The sequence below is a fragment of the Streptomyces sp. WM6372 genome, assembly GCF_001279655.1.
In the GTDB taxonomy this organism is placed as follows: domain Bacteria; phylum Actinomycetota; class Actinomycetes; order Streptomycetales; family Streptomycetaceae; genus Streptomyces.
In genome coordinates this window covers 47404-65317 of the sequence record NZ_LGDB01000206.1, presented here as the reverse complement: position 1 = coordinate 65317, position 17914 = coordinate 47404, and the positions used below count along the sequence as shown (strand labels likewise).

General features: G+C 70.0%; 20 protein-coding genes. 9 read left to right on the top strand and 11 right to left on the bottom strand.

Annotation, left to right across the window (positions count from 1 at the left end; genetic code table 11):
* Nucleotides 1–129: 129 nt before the first annotated feature.
* The gene (locus tag ADK52_RS27325; RefSeq protein WP_159046039.1) at nucleotides 130–744 is read right to left on the bottom strand and encodes a hypothetical protein; all 615 of its coding nucleotides are present in this window, start codon (nucleotides 742–744) and stop codon (nucleotides 130–132) included.
* Between the two features lie 406 nt (nucleotides 745–1150).
* On the opposite strand from ADK52_RS27325, the gene ADK52_RS42575 reads away from it, so the two are divergent.
* From ADK52_RS42575 to ADK52_RS27315, 3 genes are read left to right on the top strand one after another with little or no spacing between them, the layout of a single operon-like run.
* Entirely contained in the window at nucleotides 1151–1300 is a 150-nt protein-coding gene (locus tag ADK52_RS42575) for a hypothetical protein (RefSeq protein ID WP_159046038.1), read from the top strand.
* A 24-nt stretch (nucleotides 1301–1324) separates the two neighbouring features.
* Nucleotides 1325–1540 (top strand): type II toxin-antitoxin system VapB family antitoxin, encoded by a 216-nt coding sequence (locus ADK52_RS27320; RefSeq protein ID WP_053692493.1) that lies wholly within the window; start codon nucleotides 1325–1327, stop codon nucleotides 1538–1540.
* Nucleotides 1537–1959, top strand: coding sequence for a PIN domain nuclease (locus ADK52_RS27315; RefSeq protein ID WP_053692492.1), 423 nt, complete (start codon nucleotides 1537–1539; stop codon nucleotides 1957–1959). The genes ADK52_RS27320 and ADK52_RS27315 overlap by 4 nt, the downstream gene beginning before the upstream one ends.
* A 444-nt stretch (nucleotides 1960–2403) precedes the next feature.
* On the opposite strand, the gene ADK52_RS27310 is transcribed toward ADK52_RS27315, so the two are convergent.
* The 4 genes from ADK52_RS27310 to ADK52_RS27300 all read right to left on the bottom strand — a co-directional run bounded on the left by ADK52_RS27310 (nucleotide 2404) and on the right by ADK52_RS27300 (nucleotide 7127).
* Entirely contained in the window at nucleotides 2404–4995 is a 2592-nt protein-coding gene (locus tag ADK52_RS27310; RefSeq protein ID WP_053692491.1) for an FtsX-like permease family protein, read from the bottom strand.
* On the bottom strand, nucleotides 4992–5717 hold the full coding sequence (locus ADK52_RS27305) for an ABC transporter ATP-binding protein (RefSeq protein ID WP_053692490.1): 726 nt from the start codon (nucleotides 5715–5717) through the stop codon (nucleotides 4992–4994). The genes ADK52_RS27310 and ADK52_RS27305 overlap by 4 nt, the downstream gene beginning before the upstream one ends.
* 81 nt (nucleotides 5718–5798) lie before the next feature.
* Nucleotides 5799–6128: a hypothetical protein gene (locus ADK52_RS42570; RefSeq protein WP_147420036.1), complete on the bottom strand. Its 330-nt coding sequence runs from the start codon at nucleotides 6126–6128 to the stop codon at nucleotides 5799–5801.
* 621 nt (nucleotides 6129–6749) lie between these two features.
* Nucleotides 6750–7127, bottom strand: coding sequence for a hypothetical protein (locus ADK52_RS27300; RefSeq protein ID WP_053692499.1), 378 nt, complete (start codon nucleotides 7125–7127; stop codon nucleotides 6750–6752).
* Between the two features lie 229 nt (nucleotides 7128–7356).
* Here ADK52_RS27300 and sigJ point away from each other — a divergent pair, with 229 nt between their 5' ends.
* Nucleotides 7357–8280: an RNA polymerase sigma factor SigJ gene (sigJ, locus tag ADK52_RS27295; protein ID WP_053692489.1), complete on the top strand. Its 924-nt coding sequence runs from the start codon at nucleotides 7357–7359 to the stop codon at nucleotides 8278–8280.
* 90 nt (nucleotides 8281–8370) lie between these two features.
* Here sigJ and ADK52_RS27290 read toward each other — a convergent pair whose 3' ends face one another.
* Nucleotides 8371–8883: a PadR family transcriptional regulator gene (locus tag ADK52_RS27290; protein ID WP_053692488.1), complete on the bottom strand. Its 513-nt coding sequence runs from the start codon at nucleotides 8881–8883 to the stop codon at nucleotides 8371–8373.
* A gap of 99 nt (nucleotides 8884–8982) precedes the next feature.
* Here ADK52_RS27290 and ADK52_RS27285 point away from each other — a divergent pair, with 99 nt between their 5' ends.
* Together ADK52_RS27285 and ADK52_RS27280 are read left to right on the top strand one after the other, a co-directional pair.
* Nucleotides 8983–9546, top strand: coding sequence for a hypothetical protein (locus ADK52_RS27285; protein ID WP_053692487.1), 564 nt, complete (start codon nucleotides 8983–8985; stop codon nucleotides 9544–9546).
* Nucleotides 9547–9555: 9 nt separating this feature from the next.
* On the top strand, nucleotides 9556–9966 hold the full coding sequence (locus tag ADK52_RS27280; protein ID WP_053692486.1) for a TOBE domain-containing protein: 411 nt from the start codon (nucleotides 9556–9558) through the stop codon (nucleotides 9964–9966).
* Between the two features lie 101 nt (nucleotides 9967–10067).
* Here the strand turns inward: ADK52_RS27280 and ADK52_RS27275 are convergent, their stop codons facing one another.
* On the bottom strand, nucleotides 10068–11528 hold the full coding sequence (locus tag ADK52_RS27275) for a PucR family transcriptional regulator (RefSeq protein ID WP_053692485.1): 1461 nt from the start codon (nucleotides 11526–11528) through the stop codon (nucleotides 10068–10070).
* Nucleotides 11529–11762: 234 nt separating this feature from the next.
* Here ADK52_RS27275 and ADK52_RS27270 point away from each other — a divergent pair, with 234 nt between their 5' ends.
* The 3 genes from ADK52_RS27270 (at nucleotide 11763) to ADK52_RS27260 (ending at nucleotide 15924) form a co-directional block, all read left to right on the top strand.
* Nucleotides 11763–12608 carry an FAD binding domain-containing protein gene (locus ADK52_RS27270; RefSeq protein WP_053692484.1) on the top strand — a complete coding sequence of 282 codons (846 nt, stop codon included), beginning with the start codon at nucleotides 11763–11765 and terminating at the stop codon, nucleotides 12606–12608.
* The gene (locus ADK52_RS27265) at nucleotides 12605–15397 is read left to right on the top strand and encodes a molybdopterin-dependent oxidoreductase (RefSeq protein ID WP_053692483.1); all 2793 of its coding nucleotides are present in this window, start codon (nucleotides 12605–12607) and stop codon (nucleotides 15395–15397) included. Before ADK52_RS27270 ends, ADK52_RS27265 begins: the two co-directional genes overlap by 4 nt.
* 80 nt (nucleotides 15398–15477) lie before the next feature.
* Nucleotides 15478–15924 carry a molybdopterin-dependent oxidoreductase gene (locus tag ADK52_RS27260; protein WP_234318312.1) on the top strand — a complete coding sequence of 149 codons (447 nt, stop codon included), beginning with the start codon at nucleotides 15478–15480 and terminating at the stop codon, nucleotides 15922–15924.
* Nucleotides 15925–15951: 27 nt separating this feature from the next.
* Here ADK52_RS27260 and ADK52_RS27255 read toward each other — a convergent pair whose 3' ends face one another.
* The 4 genes from ADK52_RS27255 to ADK52_RS27240 all read right to left on the bottom strand — a co-directional run bounded on the left by ADK52_RS27255 (nucleotide 15952) and on the right by ADK52_RS27240 (nucleotide 17886).
* Entirely contained in the window at nucleotides 15952–16371 is a 420-nt protein-coding gene (locus ADK52_RS27255; RefSeq protein ID WP_053692481.1) for a TOBE domain-containing protein, read from the bottom strand.
* A gap of 159 nt (nucleotides 16372–16530) precedes the next feature.
* Nucleotides 16531–16722 carry a DUF1059 domain-containing protein gene (locus ADK52_RS27250; RefSeq protein WP_030160209.1) on the bottom strand — a complete coding sequence of 64 codons (192 nt, stop codon included), beginning with the start codon at nucleotides 16720–16722 and terminating at the stop codon, nucleotides 16531–16533.
* A 67-nt stretch (nucleotides 16723–16789) separates the two neighbouring features.
* The gene (locus ADK52_RS27245) at nucleotides 16790–17032 is read right to left on the bottom strand and encodes a DUF397 domain-containing protein (protein WP_053692480.1); all 243 of its coding nucleotides are present in this window, start codon (nucleotides 17030–17032) and stop codon (nucleotides 16790–16792) included.
* Nucleotides 17029–17886, bottom strand: coding sequence for a helix-turn-helix domain-containing protein (locus ADK52_RS27240; protein ID WP_053692479.1), 858 nt, complete (start codon nucleotides 17884–17886; stop codon nucleotides 17029–17031). The genes ADK52_RS27245 and ADK52_RS27240 overlap by 4 nt, the downstream gene beginning before the upstream one ends.
* Nucleotides 17887–17914: the final 28 nt, after the last annotated feature.

The following is a 17914-nucleotide window of genomic DNA, read 5'->3' as shown; positions in this document are numbered from 1 at the left end:
TGGGGCCCAGGTCGTTCGTCCAGCAGGGCGCTCCACCTGGGCCCCAGAAGCCTGCCCCGCTATCACTCCGTGTGGGTCGACGGCAGACGGGATGACAGCGGGTTGCGCTTTGGCTGCCGCCGTTGTCTCCTATGGCTGCCTGGCCAGCCAGTCGACGCTCAACGCATCCGACGCCTCGCTGAGAAACGCTCGGTAGGCCTTGTACGCCTCGTGCTGCTTAGCGTCATAGTCATTCAGTCCGCCGTCGGGGGCGTTCGGTGACATGAACAATCGGAGGGCGTCATTTAGGGCGTTGAACTGGGCAAACCCGGTAGCCGAGGCTTCGATGGCGGCACTGGTCACCGCAGCGGGCCCCTCCACGAGGACGACCGCGCAAAGATGCTCCAGCTCAGTGGTTAGATCCATGGCCGCGCTACGGTGAGCCGCAACCTCTGCAAGCAGTTCTTCACGTGCTTGTGGCACACGAAGCGCCATGTGTAGCTTGACGCGGCCGACTTCCGCCAACCGATACCGCTTGTTCCAGCACTCGGCAAACGCCACATAGGCGATCTTCCGAGGCTCCCTCAAGGACTTTCGTTGGTCGGCTTGGACCTGAACCCTGGCCTGAGAACGAGCCAGCAGCGCCGCGACCACTGCCGCTCCACCTGTCGTCAACGCACCTACCGCCGCGCCTAGTACGGCTGCCACCCCCGCGTCCATGCGGGCATTCTGGCGCCAGACCTCCACTCTCCGCAGGAGATCCATGAAGCAGCTCCGTCTCAGTTTCCGTCTCGTTCATTAGCGTCCAACGGGGTTCGGCCCAGTGCAGGGCGGCTGCTGACGACTCGCCAGTCCGCCTATGAACACTGGCGAACGGCGATGAACGGCGCTCAACGCGCACCACCAGACTTGGAAAGCGTGTTGGGGGCAACGGGGCAACCCCTCACGAGTTCGAATCTCGTATCCTCCGCCAGTGCCTCACCGGGCACTTGAAGGCCCCGACCGGGAAACCGGCCGGGGCCTTCTGCGTTCCCCGCCATGGTGACCCCGCCGCAGCAACTGCCGGACCTGGCGCCACGCCCGAATCACCTCGGCGAGCTCCGCAAGAAGCTCCCGGACTTGCACCAGCGGGCACCTCGCACGCTCCACGGCCACGAGGACCCCTGCCGCGATGGCGATCCACAGCACCTGGCACCTCCTCGCCCCGCTCATCACCATGCTCGCCACACCAAAGATCGAAGTCAGCAGCTCGCATGCCGCATTTCGTGATCTTCGGACGAGCGCGAGCGCAGATATCATGCTGGATATACTCGATGGGTGAGTTGATATCACGGGAGGTGTTCGCATGAGTCGAACAGTGATCGACCTTGACGACGAGCTGCTGGCCGACGTGGCTCAGGCGCTCGGGACGAGCACCAAGAAGGAGACGGTCAACACCGCCTTGCGTGAGGTGTTGGAGAACCGCCGGCGCGCGCTCGCGCTCACTCGGCTGCGGGCCTCCGCCGGAGAGGGCGCGTTCGATCCGGGCCTCTTCGAGGACAAGAAGAACTACCGAAGGTGAGCGCGGCACAGTTCCTGGTCGATACCAGCGCGCTCGCGCGGTTCCTGCACGGCGACGCCGAACAATACGGCTGGGATCAGGCGGCTGCGGCTGGTCTCATCGCAACCTGCCCGATCACCGAGCTGGAGTTCTTCTCCAGTGCCCGATCCGCCGCAGACCGCGCCCGCGGCATCGAGGACATGCGGTTGCTGTTCGGCTGGGTGCCCGTCGACGACCGGGCGTACGACCGCGCGTGGCAGGTCCAGGAGCTACTGACCCAGCGCGGGCAGCACCGCAGTGCAGGCATGGTGGACCTCGTCGTTGCCGCCACCGCGGAACTGCAGGGGCTGACTCTCCTGCACCGTGACCACGATTTCGAGTGCATCGCGGCTGTCACCGGCCAAGCCGTGCAGTGGTACGGCCCGGAGGCCGGCAAGTAAGCCCCTGCTTGGTCTCAGTTCTGGTCTCAGTTCTGGTCTCATTCGCGGGTGTACAGCACCGTTCGGCGAGTCTGTAGCCGCTACCTTCGCCACAGGCCGGGACATCCGCGACCGTCGCCGAACCCTCCGCCAGTGCCTCACCGGGCACGTTGCTGGCGCCGAGATCGTCCCCCGTGCCCGTCCCCTTGAAGAAGCCCTTGGCTGCGGCCACGTCGTCGAACGAGATCATCTGAACGATGACGTTCTGCGTGTGGTAGTTGGTGGCACCGCCCGCAGCCACCGAGATGGCCTCCGCACAGATCTCGTGGCGGGAGCGGGCACTCCCGCGCCGCTCCCCTTGCCGAAGGAACCGCCAGTAGCCTCCCCAGCGCCGCCAGTCGCCAGTACGCAGATGAGGGCGGCGGGCGCCAGACGTCCGGCATGCTCCCCGAAGACTCGACTGGATCAGGCTTGCCGCTGCGCTCGGGCGTGGCGGGGTACCAGCGCTCCTCCCATGACGGCGGCTGTGACCACGGCCGCGACAACGGTGAGGGCCAGCCATCCCGCGGGAATGGAGATGTCGGTGTCCATTCCGGTGAGGAAGGCGACGGAAGCCGTAATGCCCCATGCAGTTCCGATGATTCCACTCGCCATGATCAGCAAGGCGGACATGGAGGAGGCCAGTCGACGGCGCCACCAGGCGCTGGCGCCCACCGCGCCGAGCATCTGGTACTCGCCCCTGAGATCGGAGGTCCAGAGGCTGACCATCGCAGCGACGATCACCATCGTGGTCAGCGCGGAGATGGCTGCCACGATCGGCTGGAGTCTCTGCACCGCGCTGACGACCGAGGGACCGGACTCCACTGCGACCGTCGAGTCCGCTTGCGTGTCCGCAGGAAGGCCGCGGAGGACCTCCTGCTGCTTGAGCTTGGAGCCACCGTGGAGAAGGTAGGTGTCCGGGCCAACAGGGATGATCTTCGACTTCCGTGCACCTGCCGGGCTGACCAGGACCGCGGGGAGCTGCTCGTACTCCTCGCCTCCGGTGCTCTGCGGTCGAATCAGGGACAGCGTCGCAGTCGTCTCAAGAACGAAGCCGTCCTTCTTGCGAGCCTGCGCCACCAGGTCGACCGTGTCCTTCAGTCCCGCCGGGGTTACCGCGACGGCCGCCTCCCCACTCTCGTACCGACTGCGCTGCTCGTCGGTCATGGTCCCGGCCAGAACCTGCGCGGCTGCGGCATCCGCGATCCCGACCGTGGGGAAGGGGATCTTCGAGGCCGAGGCCGCGTAGCAGGAGTGCCAGTCGTTCTGCCCGTACTTCAACAGCCCGCGGTCACTGATGCAGCCGAGGAAGTCCGTCCGAGGAGATACCGCGACCTGCTTCCCGTCTCGCCCGATGGCCGCGCGTTTGTAGCTGGTCGACACCTCGGCAGCCCCGGCGGAGCCCCTCAGCGCAGCCCGCTCCGCATCGCTCAGAGAACGAGGGGTCACGATGAGAGCGGCGTCCTGCGGCAGCGACGCCTGATAGTCGTCCCGCTGCTTCTGGGCCACGGAGGCCGAGGCCACCAGGACCGTGGTGGAAACGGCGGCCACGACACCCAGCGCAATCAGCGTGGTGGCAGCCCGAACGGGAAAGGCAAGCAGGGACCTCAGGGCGGACCGCAGCAGTGTGGGCAGGGGCAGGTACGCGGTGTCCGCGCGGCGGGTGGCCGCCGCGGACAGGGACATGGCCGTGCCCGTGATACCGAAGATGAAGACCGCGACACCCAGGACTGCGGTCAGCACGCCGGCACCTGCCACCGCTGCGGCCAGACCGGTAACCGTCGCTGCCACAAGGCAGCCGGCAGCAGCCGTACGCAGACGCAACTGACGATTGCCGTGAACCGGCGGAACCGCCTTCAGCAGAGCGGTGGGATGTTCCTTCAGGGCCGCACGCGCGGGCAGCGTCGATACAACGACCGTGACGGCCACGGCCGTCACGACGAGGATCAACGACGTGAGCCACGCGCCGTCCACTGCCCCCCAGTCAGCGCCCGCGCGCTCAGCCAACACCGGCGCAACCACATGGGCCACGCCCTGCCCGACCCCGACGCCGACGAAGGATCCCCATACGGACACGCACAGCGCGTGCGTTCGGAAGAACGCGGAACTCACTTGGGCCGGAGCACCGAGGGCGGCCAGCAGCCCCATGTGCCGGCGCTGACTTCGCACGACGACGGCGAAGGCCGCGGTCACCAGGAGGCTGGTCTCTGCCAGCAGCCCGAATCCGACGAGCAGGGCGGTGGAATCCGTGGCGTCGCTCTGCTCGGCGATGGCCGCGGCTTGGCTACTGGGTGTGTACGCGTAGCCGGTGCTCCGCAGCTTTCCGGACGCCGAGGGCAGGTCGGCTTGCGGCGGCAACCCGACGAACCATCGCGGGCTCCCCACGTCCTTGGCCGATGACAGCGCCGCGGCGGTCCGGGCTCCGCCCGGTGGCAGGGCGAACAGCCGGTGACTCAGACCGTTGCGGTCGGATACCAGGCCCGAGACCGTGAACCGCGTTTCGCCCACCGAGACCTGCTGTCCGAGGTCCGTGACGCCAACCGCCTTCGCCAGCGCGGACGACAGCACGATGGTCCCGTCCTGGGTGGAAGGAGCACCACGGTCCTTGCGGTACAGGCCGGCAGTGAGCGGATCAGCCAGGTCGACCGCCCGTCCATCGACGGTACTCTGCTGCCCGTCCGGGCCACGGACCACGAGTCCGATGACGTCGATGTCGTAGGCGAGGCGTGTGTCGTCGGGTAACAGGGCCGCCACCTGCGCGGTGGAAGCAGCCGGGTCTGCCGCGTTCTCCTTCTGCTCTCCCGAGAGAGTGCTGATCCGCCCGTCGGCGGTGCCGTACGCCACGGCCCTGGCCTCGCTGATCGAGACACGGGAGGTGGCGCTCAACGCGGCCACCGCCGAGCCGGCGGCGACGGGCAGAGCGATGGCCAGGCAGACGAGAAGCGTGCGCAGTCGGCTACGGCTGGCCAGACGCCAGCCGAGCATCCACGCCAGGCGGCGGTGGCTGACGCGGCTCAAGGGGCACCTGCCGCGACGATACGGCCGTCCTGTAGACGGACCACCTGGTCCGCTGCGGCCGTCACCTCCGGGTTGTGGGTGGCGATCACACAGGCGACGCCACTGGCCGCGACCTCCCGCAGCAACCCGATGACGTGCTCGCCATTCGCCGAGTCCAGAGCCCCGGTGGGCTCGTCGGCCAGTACCAAGGGCCGATGGTCAGCAATGGCCCGCGCAATCGCGACCCGTTGCTGCTCACCGCCGGACAACTGATCCGGGAACTTCCGGGTGTGCCGGGGGACGCCCGTCCTCTCCAGCGCCTCGACCGCCCGCTTGCGCGCCTCCTTCCGTGGCATCCCTGACAGTTCCAGCGGAAGGCAGACGTTCTCCAGCACCGTCATGGTGCGGATCAGGTTGTACTCCTGGAAGACGTAAGCCACGAGACCGGCCCGAGTCCGGGTCAGCTCAGCGGGCCCCATCTTGGTCAGAACATGCCCGGCGAGCGTGACGGTCCCGGACGTTGCCTGCTCCAGGCCACCCGCGATGTTGAGCAGTGTGGACTTCCCCGAGCCGCTGTGACCGACCACTGCGGCCAGCGTCCCGGCGTGAAAGTCGACCGTGGCGGCATCGAGCGCGACATGACGCGTCTCGCCTGCCCCGTATATCTTGTGAACGCCCTCAAGCCGGAGGACCGGTTCGAGCGGCCCTCCGGCTTGAGGTGCAGTGGAAACCGCAGTGCGCATGTTCCGGAAACAACCTCTCTTGGGATCTGCGGAGTTGTCATCGCGGAGCGCCCCGCGGTGAGCTGCGGTTGCGGTCAGGAACTAGGAGGCGCGGGTCTCCATGATGGCGCCCCGCATGCTGAACCAGCACCACCCGTTCTGGGACGACTGCCAGCCCGTCACCCAGCTGGTGTAGATGTCCGGCGCGCCCGAGCAGTCGCCGCGGCCACGAGCCTGACCGCCCACGACGTCACCGCAGGAGATCCACACGCCGTCCGAGTTCTTGCCGTATGAGCCCACTGAACAGTCGGCGTACACCGTGTTGGCACCGGTCGGCGCCGCCTGGGCCGGCGCTGCGGCTACTACGCCGGCGAATGCGATGGCACTGATGCTGAGCGCCCCTACCTTGCGTCCGATCTTGCCTCGTAACACGAGATGTTCCCCCTCCGGGAAGTTGGTGCGGAAACGGATCTTCGGTCGCGCAGCAAGAACTCAACCGTCACGAAAGCGGGGGAGGAACCGTAGATCTCGCCACCCTCGGGGTCCTGGCGCTCCCTGGTACCAGAGTGGCGATTTCGGGCATAGGACACGCGCAATCCTCCGAGAACGGCTGGAAAGCTACGACCGCGCCTGCGGTACCCGCCCGATCATTGCGAACGCGATGCAACGGACCCCGATCATGGCCGATCACCACCCTGCACGGATACCGATCACCCGTTGCTCTGCCCCAGGTGCCGTATCTTGACTGCTCCTGCCGACGTAGTCACAGGGCAATCAGCAGTTCAGACCAGATACGACCAAGGCCCGAGGATGCCGCGATTCCGGCACGCCCTCCATCAGCAATTACGGGCGGGAGCTGTCCAGATCCTGGAGTGACAGGGGCCTCGTCCTGACCGGCCGAGGGCAGCAGGAGACCAGCCGACGGCCGACCCGATAGGCCGCGCCCTGTGATTGGCGATTTCCAATCGCTCAGCTCGGGGACTGAGGTGAGCAACGCGCATAGGGCGACGTTCCCCGTCCCGGTTTCCGCCGGACGCCCACCGGAAGGGACGGTCAGAGCCGCCGCCCCGGGTGTTGCGGGCGGCGGGCGGCGGAGAGCGCCTGGCCCAGTGCGAGCAGGCTCAGGCCGAACATCAGGACGCCCAGGGGTACATGGAGCGACGGTATGCGCGCGACGCCCACCACCACCTGCACCGAGGCGAGGACCAGGAAGCCGGACGAGTACAGGATCGGGCGGGGAGTTCCGCCGCCCGGGCGCCAGGCCAGGATCGCGGCGAGCACGTAGAGCATCGATGCGCCGTACATCACACGTGCTCCGACGCCGTGCAGCGTCTCGCCGTAGGACGTGGACAGCAGCAGTCCGGCGGTGGCCGCCTGGAAGAAGATGGCCAGGGTCTGCAGGGCGATCGCGACCCGCAGGAAGGTGCGGATGCGCTCTGCGGTCGGCCGGTCTGCGGTCGGCCGGTCTGCGGTCGGCCGGTCTGCGGTCGGCCGGTCTGCGGTCGGCCGGTCTGCGGTCGGCCGGTGTGTGGTCGTCCGGGTGGCCATGGTCGGTCCCCTCTTCTGCCTCGCGGCGGTGGCTCGGTACTGTCTCGACAGTCCGACGACGTGGGCCCGCGAAATGTGAGGCGAACGAGAGGAACGGGGAGCGGTCGCTGCCGTGAGCACCTCCGAGCCGGATCCGCGCGCGATCTTCGGCGAGCGGCGCCATCTGATCGCCATCGCCTACCGGCTGCTCGGTTCGCTGACCGAGGCCGAGGACGCCGTGCAGGAGGCCTACGCCCGCTGGTACGCGATGTCGCCGCGACAGCGGGAGGCCGTCGAGTCGCCGGGGGCCTGGCTGACGACGGTGGCCGGCCGCATCTGTCTGGATCTGCTCGGCTCCGCGCGGGTCCGCCGCGAGCGCTACGTCGGCGCGTGGATACCGGAGCCGCTGCCCGGCCGTACGGAGTGGAGCGACGGGCCGGCCGACCCCGCCGACCGGGTCGCCATGGACGAGTCGGTGAACATGGCCTTCCTCGTCGTGCTGGAGTCGATGACACCGGCCGAACGCGTGGCGTTCGTCCTGCACGACGTCTTCCGGTACCCCTTCGCCGAGATCGCCGGGATCGTCGCCCGGTCACCGGCCGCCTGCCGGCAGCTGGCGGCCTCCGCCCGCCGACGCGTTCGCGCCGCACAGGCCCCCGCGACGACGGCCACGACGGCCGGGCAGGCCGTCCTGGTGCGGCGTTTCAAGGAGGCGTGGGAGGCCCGGGACATCAAGGCCCTCGTCGGCTTCCTCGACCCCGGCGCCACGATGGCCGCAGACGGCGGCGGGCTCGTCGGCGCCGCGCTCCGCCCGGTCGAGGGCGGCGAGCGCATCGCCCAGTACCTGATCCACATGGCCGCCAAGGCTCCCGGGCTGACGCTCCTGGAGCGGACGGTCAACGGCCGGCCGGGCCTGGTGGCCCAGTACGCCGGCACCACCGTGACCGTGGCGGCGTTCCACCTCGGCGCCGACCGCATCACGCACATCTGGGCGGTCCGCAATCCGGAGAAGCTCCGTGCGTGGAACGGGGAGCGGGTGGACGGCGCCGCGCTCTGACCGGCCGGACGCGGCCCGGCGGGACGCGCTCCAGCCGACCGCGGCCCAGCCCGACCCGGCCCAGCCCGACCCGGCCCAGCCCGACGCGGCCTAGCCGATCTGGTCGGCCGCCCACTGCGCCCACTCGCGGCGCATGGCGTTGAAGCGCAGGCCGTACTCCAGGGCGATCTTGCCGTGGACCGACAGGGTGTCGTCGCCCCAGTCGATGGACGCGTCGAGCCGGCGCAGGTCCTCGTACTCCTGCTCCGACAGCTCCGCCAGCCCGGTCAGGTAGCCCCGCGCCTGCTCGGGGGTGAGCACGCCGAGGAAGAAGACCCTCAGCAGGATGTCGCTGCGGGTGTTGCGCTGCGGCTTGGTCTCCGTCAGCCAGTGGCGCAGTTCGGCCAGGCCCTCGTCGGTGAGGGTGTACTCCTTGCGCCCGCGCGGGCCTTCCGCCGAGACGCTGATCATTCCGGCGTCGGCGAGCTTGGCCAGCTCTGTGTACATCTGGCTCTGGGTGGCAGGCCAGACGTTGGCCAGCGAGGTTTCGAAGCGCTTGAGCAGGTCGTAACCGCTGGCCGGGCGCTCTGACAGGAGTCCGAGGAGGGCGTGTCGAAGGCTCATGCCCCTCACCCTACATTCCATCATTGACATGTCAGTACTGGACCATCTACTTTCGACATGTCAGAACAGGAACGTCAGCAGCCAAGCCGGGGGTTTCCGATGTCGTACGTACGCACCTTCCTTCCGTGGATCGTCTTCGCGCTGTTCCCGTCCGCCCAGTGGCAGTGGGGCGCGCTCGCCGGGCTCGTGGCGGCCGTCGCGGTGACCGTCCAGCAGCGCCTGGCCGGGGCCGGGTTCGACGCGCTGATCATCGAAATCGGCTCGGCGGTCTTCTTCGCGGTCCTGACGGTCATCGCCTTCGCCGACCCGCACTCGGACGTGCACGACTACTCGGCGGCCCTCTCCTCGGCCACCCTGGCCCTCATCGCCGGGGGTTCGCTGCTCGTGGGCAGGCCGTTCACCCTGGGCATCGCGAAGCGCACCACCCCGCGCGAGGTCTGGGGGCTGCGGCCGTTCATCCGGACCAACGTCGTCATCACCGCCGTGTGGACCGCGGCCTTCGCGGTCACCGCCGGCGCGCTCGCGGCCCTCGCCCACGCCGGCCACGGCCACTCGACGCCCGCCACGCTCGTCCAGGCCGCCGGGTTCGTCGTCCCGATGCTCTTCACCGTCCGCTACGTCGCCGCCGTCCAGGCCAAGGCCCAGGCCGCCGGGCAGCGGTAGGGTGCGGGCGTGTCGTCGTACTCCATCGGGCAGGCCGCCGGGCTGCTGGGCGTGAGCGCCGAAACCGTCCGCCGCTGGGCCGACGGGGGGCGGCTGCCCGTGCGCCGCGCGGCCGACGGGGCGCGCTCCTTCGACGGGGCGACGCTCGCCGCCTTCGCCAAGGCGCGGGCCGGTGAGCCGCGGCCGCAGCCGCCCGCGGGCAACGGGACGGCCACCTCCGTACGGAACTCCTTCGTCGGGATCGTCACCGCGGTGCGGCTCGACGAAGTGGCCGCCCAGGTGGAGATCCAGTCGGGCCCGCACCGGGTGGTGTCCGTGGTGACGCGGGAGTCGGTCGAGGAGCTCGGGATCGCGGTCGGGGTGTGCGTCACCGCCCGGGTGAAGTCCACCGAGGTCTACGTCGACCTGCCGTCAGCCTGAGACCAGGACCGAAAACCGGAACCGGGACCGCGGCCGGACCGCGACCGGGACCGGGACCGCGACCGCGACCGCCACCGCGACCGCGACCGCGACCGCGACCGCTACGCGCAGCGCAGCGCCGCGTAGAGGTCCAGTTTGTGGTCCAGGCGGGACAGGTCACGGCCCGTCAGGGATTCCACCCGCTCGATCCGGTAGTGCACCGTGTTGACGTGCAGGTGCAGGGCCTCCGCCGTGCGCGTCCAGGAGCAGTTGTTGGCCAGGAACACCTCCAGCGTCTCGCGCAGCATCCCGTCCCCGAGCGCCCCGAGCGTCCGCGCCGCGTAGACCGACCGGACCTCCTGCGGGACCCCCGACAACAGGGCCGACAGGGTGTCCAGTTGTTCCACCGCGCGGACCGGAGCGGTCTCGTCCGTCGCCGTCAGGGCGAAGCGGGCCTGGTGCATCGACGCGCGTAGCGCCTCGGCGCCCGGAGCCCGCGCACCCGCGCCGAGCCGCAGATCGGCCTCCGGGCCGCCGCACGCCCGGATCAGCGGCCAGACCGTGCGGAGCCGGCCCGGGACGTCGACCGCCGCGTCCTGGCCCTCGTACAGGACCGCGACCGAGCGCCCCACCGCGTACGGGACGCCCTCCAGGTGGGCCAGCGCCTCGGCCAGGGCGTCGCCGTCCGTCGCCGCGAGCACCCGGTACGGGCCTCCCGCCGGGAGTCCGGCCGCGGCCAGCGCCTCCTCCAGGGCTCCGGGGTCCGCGGCCGGCCCCTCCGCCTCCAGGAGTACGGCCAGCTCCCGGCCGGCGGCCCGCACCGCGTCGGCGCGCCGGGCCCGGCCGTCGCGGTACTGGGCGAAGACCTCGGCGATCTCGTGGAGCACGCGCGGGGGCGCGGCGTCCGCGTCCGGCACGTGCAGCAGCCAGGCGTCGTACGGGGTGCTCTCGGACTCGATGCGCAGCGAGAGCCCCTCGCGCAGCGCGCCACCGCCCGCCCGCTGGGCCGGGATCGCGGGCGCGGAGGGGGTGCGGGCGACAGTGCGGCCGCTCGCGGTCAGCAGGTAGCAGGCGACCTTGCCCAGGTGCGCGCAGGCCCGGTCCAGCAGTTCGGCCGGTCCGGCGCCGCCTTCGAGGAGGCGGCTGAGCTCGGCGCGCACGTTCTCGGGGAGCGCGAAGAGCCGGTTCGGCCGGCGGCTCAGGTCGCCCCACTGGCGCAGGTAGACCGCCTCGGTGACGGCGCGGAAGCTGGTCTGCGCGGGCACGGCCACGAGCGGCACGCGGTGGGCGCGACAGGCGGCCACCAGTTCGTCGGGGACCCGGCCGTGGGTCTCCTCGCCGGCGAGGAGGGCGGTGGCCCCGGCCTCGGCGAGCGCGGAGACGAATCGATCCGCCTTCACCAGGTCGCCGTCGGTCCACCACACCAGGCCGCTGAGCACGAGCTCGCCGGGGCCCAGGAAGCGGCGCGGGTCCTCCAGGTCGGTGGCGGTGACCCCGCTGACCTCCTGGCCGAGAAGGGCGTCCTCGCCCCAGAGCAGGGTGAGGCCGAGGTTGTCGGACTGAAGCAGGTCGAGGACGTGCATGCGGGGCTCCTTGCGGTGGGCTGCAACCCACATTCGCGAGGCGAATACGAGAAACACCATCGTAAATGCAAGGGCAAGAGCGTAGTCAGCCTCTTGGTTGATCCTCCAGGGCGAACCGTCCGAAGTCCAGCGGTTTCCGTGCTCGGCCACAGTCGTCCCGGCCACGCCCCCGTTGCTTCACTGACTGGAAACGCTCGGTTTCCCGGGTGTCCCGAGTGGAGGGGGTGGCCCACCTTGGATCTCAACACCGTGCTCGACGTGCGCGACGCACGCCGCCGCGAACCCTGGCGCCCCGGCGACGCCTGGCTCGGCGGCGGCACGTACCTCTTCTCCGAGCCCCAGCCCCACGTCCGCCGCCTGGTCGACCTCTCGCGCATGGGCTGGCCGCCCCTGTCCTGGCAGCCCGACGGCGCCCTCGACATCGCCGCGACCTGCACCATCACCGAGCTGTCCCGGTTCGGCCGCTCCCTGCCGGCGACCGCCGCGCCGCTGATCGAGCAGTGCTGCCGGGCCTTCCTCGCCAGCTTCAAGATCTGGAACATGGCCACCGTCGGCGGGAACCTCTGCAACGGTCTCCCGGCCGGCCCGGTCATCTCCCTGGCCGCCGGCCTCGACGCCACCGTCCTCCTCCAGGGCCAGGACGGCGCCACCCGCCGCATGCCCGTCGCCGACTTCATCCGCGGCGCCGGGGTCAAGGATCTGCGCGAGGGCGAGCTGCTGCGCTCCGTGCGCGTCCCGGCCCGCTCGCTGACCTGCCGTACGGCCTTCCGGCAGGCCTCCCTCTACGGGCTCGGCCGCTCCGGCGCCCTCGTCATCGGCACCCGCGACCCCCAGGACGGCTCCTTCGCCCTCACGGTCACCGCCGCCACCACCCGCCCCTTCCGCTTCTGGTTCGCGCTGCCGCCGGCCGCCGCCGAGCTGCGCGAGGCGATCGACACCGCCGTCCGGCCGGACGAGTGGTTCGACGACATCCACGGACTGCCCGACTGGCGGCGCCACATGGCCCTGCGCCTGGCCGAGGAGATCCGCCGCGAACTCACGTCGGCGTCGCTGGAGCCGGAGGAGGAGGTTTCCCGATGAGCTACGAGATCGAGATCAACAAGGAGCGCTTCGACGCCGAGCCCCGCGCCGGCCAGTGCCTGCGCACCTACCTGCGCGAGCGCGGCTGGTTCGGCGTGAAGAAGGGCTGCGACCAGGGCGACTGCGGGGCCTGCACCGTGCACGTCGACGGGCAGCCGGTGCACAGCTGCCTCTACCCGGCCGTCCGCGCCGAGGGCCGCCGCGTGACCACGGTCGAGGGCCTCGCCAAGCCGGGCGGCGAACTCCACCCGGCGCAGCAGCAGTTCCTCGACGCCCAGGGCTTCCAGTGCGGGTTCTGCACGGCCGGATTCCTGATGACCACCGCCGCCCTCCAGGCCGAGCAGGGCACCGACCACGACGACGGCAAGCTGGAGGACCTCCCGCGCGCCTTCAAGGGCAACATCTGCCGCTGTACGGGCTACCGCGCCATCGAGGACGCCGTACGCGGGGTGAAGCACACCGAAACCCCGGAACAGGGTGAAGCCGTCGGCAGGAGCCTCGGCGCCCCGGCAGGGCCCCTCGTCGTCACCGGAACCGCCCGCTACACCTTCGACGTCGAGGTGCCCGGGCTGCTCCACATGAAACTGCTGCGCTCCCCGCACCCGCACGCCCGCATCGTCGACATCGACACCCGCGACGCCCTCCAGGTCCCGGGGGTGCACGCCGTCCTCACCCACCACGACGCCCCCGACCGGCTGTACTCGTCCGCCCGCCACGAGCACCCGACCGAGGACCCGATGGACACCCGCGTCCTGGACGACGTGGTCCGCTTCGTCGGCCAGCGCGTGGCGGCCGTCGTCGCCGACAGCGAGCAGGCCGCCGAGGAGGGCTGCCGCCGCGTGGTCGTCACGTACGAGGAGCTCCCGTACGTGATCGACCCGGAGGAGGCGATGCTTCCGGGCGCCCCCGTCCTCCACCCCAAGGGCCCCGAGTCGGGGATCTTCCGCGCCGAGAACAACGTGTGCGGCGAGGTGCACGGCACGATCGGCGACATGGAGAAGGGGTACGCGGAGGCGGACGTCGTCCACGAGGAGACCTTTCAGACCCAGCGCGTGCAGCACGCCAGCCTGGAGACCCACGGCAGCGTCGCGTACTTCGAACCCAAGGAGGAGGGCGACGGCGAGCGGATCACCGTCCGCTCCTCCACCCAGGCCCCGTTCCTGACCCGGCGGGCGCTGTGCGCCCTGTACGACCTGGGCGAGGACGAGGTCCGCGTCGTCGCGGGCCGCGTGGGCGGCGGGTTCGGCGGCAAGCAGGAGATGCTGACCGAGGACATCGTGGTCCTCGCCGCCCTGAAGCTGCGGCGCCCGGTGAAGCTCGAATTCACCCGGGCCGAGCAGTTCTACGGCGCCACCACCCGCCACCCCTTCAAGATCACCATCAAGATCGGCGCCAAGGCCGACGGCACCCTCACCGCGCTGCGCATCCGCGTGCTCTCCAACACCGGTGCCTACGGCAACCACGGCCCGGCGGTCATGTTCCACAGCGTCGGCGAGTCCTTCGCCGTCTACAAGGCGCCGAACAAGGAGGTGGAGGCGTACTCGGTCTACACCAACGGCGTACCGGCGGGCGCCTTCCGCGGCTACGGCCTGGGCCAGGTCCTGTTCGCCCTCGAATCGGTGATGGACGAGCTCGCCGTCAAGCTCGGCATGGACCCGCTCGTCCTGCGCGAGAAGAACGTCATCGGCGCCGGCGACCACATGGTGACCCCGATCGGCCACGAGGAGGACCTGTTCATCGCCTCGTACGGGATGAAGCAGTGCATGGACGTCGTACGCAAGGCCATCGCCGAGGACCGCAGCCACGAGGACGTGCCGGAGGGCTGGCTCACCGGCACCGGATCGGCCGTCGCCATGATCGCGACCGGCCCGCCGGGCGGCCACTTCGCCGACGCCCGGGTCAGCCTGCTGCGCGACGGCACGTACGACATCGCCGTCGGCACGGCCGAGTTCGGCAACGGCACGACCACCGTCCACAAGCAGATCACCGCGGGCGCGCTGAACACGACGGTGGACCGGATCGCGGTCCGCCAGTCCGACACGGACGTGGTCCGCCACGACACCGGCGCGTTCGGCTCGGCCGGCACGGTGGTGGCGGGCAAGGCGGTGATGCTGGCGGCCAATTCGCTCGCGGAGCGGCTCCAGACCTTCGCGGCCCGGCACACGGGCGTGGCCCGGCACCTGTGCAAGCTGTCGGCCGAGTCCTTCGACTGCGCGGGCCGGACCGTCACGCTCAAGGAGCTGTACGAGGCCGCGTACGACAAGGGCAAGCTCGACGAGATGGCCGCGGACGGCCACTGGGGCGGCTCACCGCGCTCGGTCGCCTTCAACGCGCAGTGGTTCCGCCTCGCCGTGGACCCCGGCACGGGAGAGATGAAGATCCTCCGGTCCGTCCACGCGGCCGACGCCGGCAAGGTCATGAACCCGATGCAGTGCCGCGGCCAGGTGGAGGGCGGCGTGGCCCAGGCGCTGGGCGCGACGCTGTTCGAGACCGTACGGGTGGACGAGCGCGGGGAGGTGACCACGGCGGCGTTCCGCCGCTACCGGCTCCCGCAGTACGCGGACGTCCCGCGTACGGAGGTGCACTTCATGGAGACCTCGGACGCGATCGGCCCGCTGGGCGCGAAGTCGATGAGCGAGAGCCCCTTCAACCCGGTGGCCCCGGCGTTCGCGAACGCGCTGCGGGACGCGACCGGCGTGCGGTTCACGGAGCTGCCGGTGACACGCGACGTCGTCTGGCGGAAGGTGAACCAGAGGTTGCAGGACCTGCAAGGGCAGAACACACGATGAAGCCACATCTGCTGGTTGTATCAAGCCATCAACCTTGCAGATGAGGTTCCGGAATGACGGGCCCCGGGCACAATCCGCACATGGCCAAACTCATGCTGCACGGAGATCTGGACCACCCGGCGACCCTGAGCGTCGCGGACCTGCGGGACTGGGTACAGCACCGGGCCGAGGTCACGTTCGACTGCGCGACGAACGGTCCGCAGCACCATGTGTTCGAAGGCGCCCTGCTGCGTGACGTGGTCGCGGGCGCCGGGCCGTCCTTCGACGCGCGCCGGCGCAAGGACCGCAGCCGCTTCCTGCTGGCGGTCAGCGGCGGGGACGGGCACCACACCGTCCTGTCCTGGGCCGAACTCGACGCGGACTTCGGCGACAGCCCGGTGCTGCTGGCGACCCGCCTCGACGGGGAGGACCTCGACGAGGCGGGCGCGCAGCTGGTGGTCCCGTCGGACCGGTGCGGGGCGCGCTACGTCAGCGCGGTCACGCACGTGTGGTTCGGCTCGCTGTCGCCGCCGAACCTCGGGCTCTAGGCCGCGTCTTTCGGTTCAGGCCTCGGCTCAGGCGGTGGCGAGCGAGATCTCGGTGGACTTGATCAGCGCGACGACGGAGGACCCGGCGGCCAGGCCGAGCGCCTCGACGGCGTCCTTGGTGATCGCGGCGGTCAGCCCGCCGCCGTTCACGTCCACCTTGACGGAGGCCATGGCGCCACCGGTGGCGACGTCGGAGACGGTGCCGGCCAGCTGGTTGCGGATGCTGATGCCGTCGACGGCGCCGGTGGCCAGCGCGACCTCGGTCGCCTTGACGAGCGCCTTGACCGAGGACCCCTCGGCGATGCCGAGGTCCTTCACGGCGTCGGTGGTGATGGCCGCGATGATGTCCTGGCCGCCTTCCAGACGGACCTTGACCGTGGCCATGGCCTCCCCGGTGGTGACGGCGGTGACGGTACCGGCGATCTGGTTGCGGATGCTCAGGCTCATGGGGTTGCTCGACCTCTTCGGTAGTGACCTCGCACGATCCGGGGGAACCGCACAAGATCGACCGTAATCACCCCTTGCCCGGCCCGCATTCGACCCATCGCATCCGCCAGCCGGAACCACCCGGGCGGCTCGCCTCTGCGGTATTCCTGATTCCTGCGTTCAGGCGTGCTGGGGCACCTCGGGCTTCAGCATGCCGCGCAGCGCGTCGCGGAACTCCTGAGTGTCCTCTTCACCGTGCACGGCGACGCCGTGCTGGACGGCCGCCCCCATGACTTCGTCTTCCTCACCCGTGATCGTCAGGGTGCATCCGATCTCGCTGGGGTACTCCCTACAGTCCATGACCTTGCGCATGACGCGCCTCCTGGTATGGCGAAGGTTCACTCCCCACGATCCTCCGAATACCCCCGGGGCGAAAGCCCTAGCCCTGGCGCGCGTACGAAACGAACCCGGCCCAGGCCTGCGGCGCGAGCGCGAGCTGGGGCCCGTCGAGGACCTTGGAGTCCCGGACGCGCACGGCCTCGGGGCAGGCGGCCACCTCGACGCAGGAGTCGCCCTCGGACCCGCTGCTATAGCTGCTCTTGACCCACGCCACCTCGACGCAGTCGTTGATGTCGCTGCTGCTGCTGTAGCTGCTCTTGGACCAGGCCAATTCGTGGATCATGTCTCTCCCAGCAAATGCTCGACAAAGGCCCGCGACTCCCGTGGCGGGAGAGCCTGAGCCCGGATCATTCCATACCGCAGTTCAAGGATCCGGAACCGCTTGGCGTCGGACACGGGCCGCCCGTAGAACGCGCCTTCAGAGCGCCCTACCGCCGAGCCGTCCCCGAACTTCAGCATTTCGATCCCGCCGTCCATCCCCGCGTGGACCTCACAGTCCATCGGCATCACCTGAAACGCAAGGTTCCGCAACTGGACGACTTCCAGCAGGTGTTCGAGCTGCTGCCGCCAGACCATTGTGCCCCCGATGCGACGGCGCAGCGTGGCCTCTTCCTGGACGAAACTGAGCGCCGGAGCGGGATCGCGATCGAAGATCGACCGGCGCGCCATGCGTGCGGCCAGGAACCGTTCGACCTCGGCTCGCGAGTACGCCGGCTGCCGCATCTCGAACATGGCGCGCGCCCACTCCGGGGTCTGCAGCAGGCCATGAACGGCATGCACGCTGTACACGCCGATCTCGACGGCCTTCTCTTCCATCTGTGCGAGGTCCCGGACCTTCTTCGGGTACCGGACCCGGGAGAGATCCTCCGCCATGGCCCGGACCAGGCCGCCGGCCCTCAGCGCGTCGTCCAGCTTGTCCAAGTACTCCGGCTTGGCGATCCGCTTGCCGCCCTCGACCTTGTAGATCAGGGCCTCGCCGTACGTGATCTCCGCCGCCAGGTCGGCGACCCGCAGCCCCATCGCCTCGCGCCGCGCCCGCATCTGACGGCCGAGCGCCGCCACCACCGCCGCGCCCTGTTCGTCCTCGGGGTCCACGGACCAGCTGTGTTCTTCCGTACCGTCACTGTCCACGCCCATGCGCACCCACCTCCTCAACGCGCCTTAC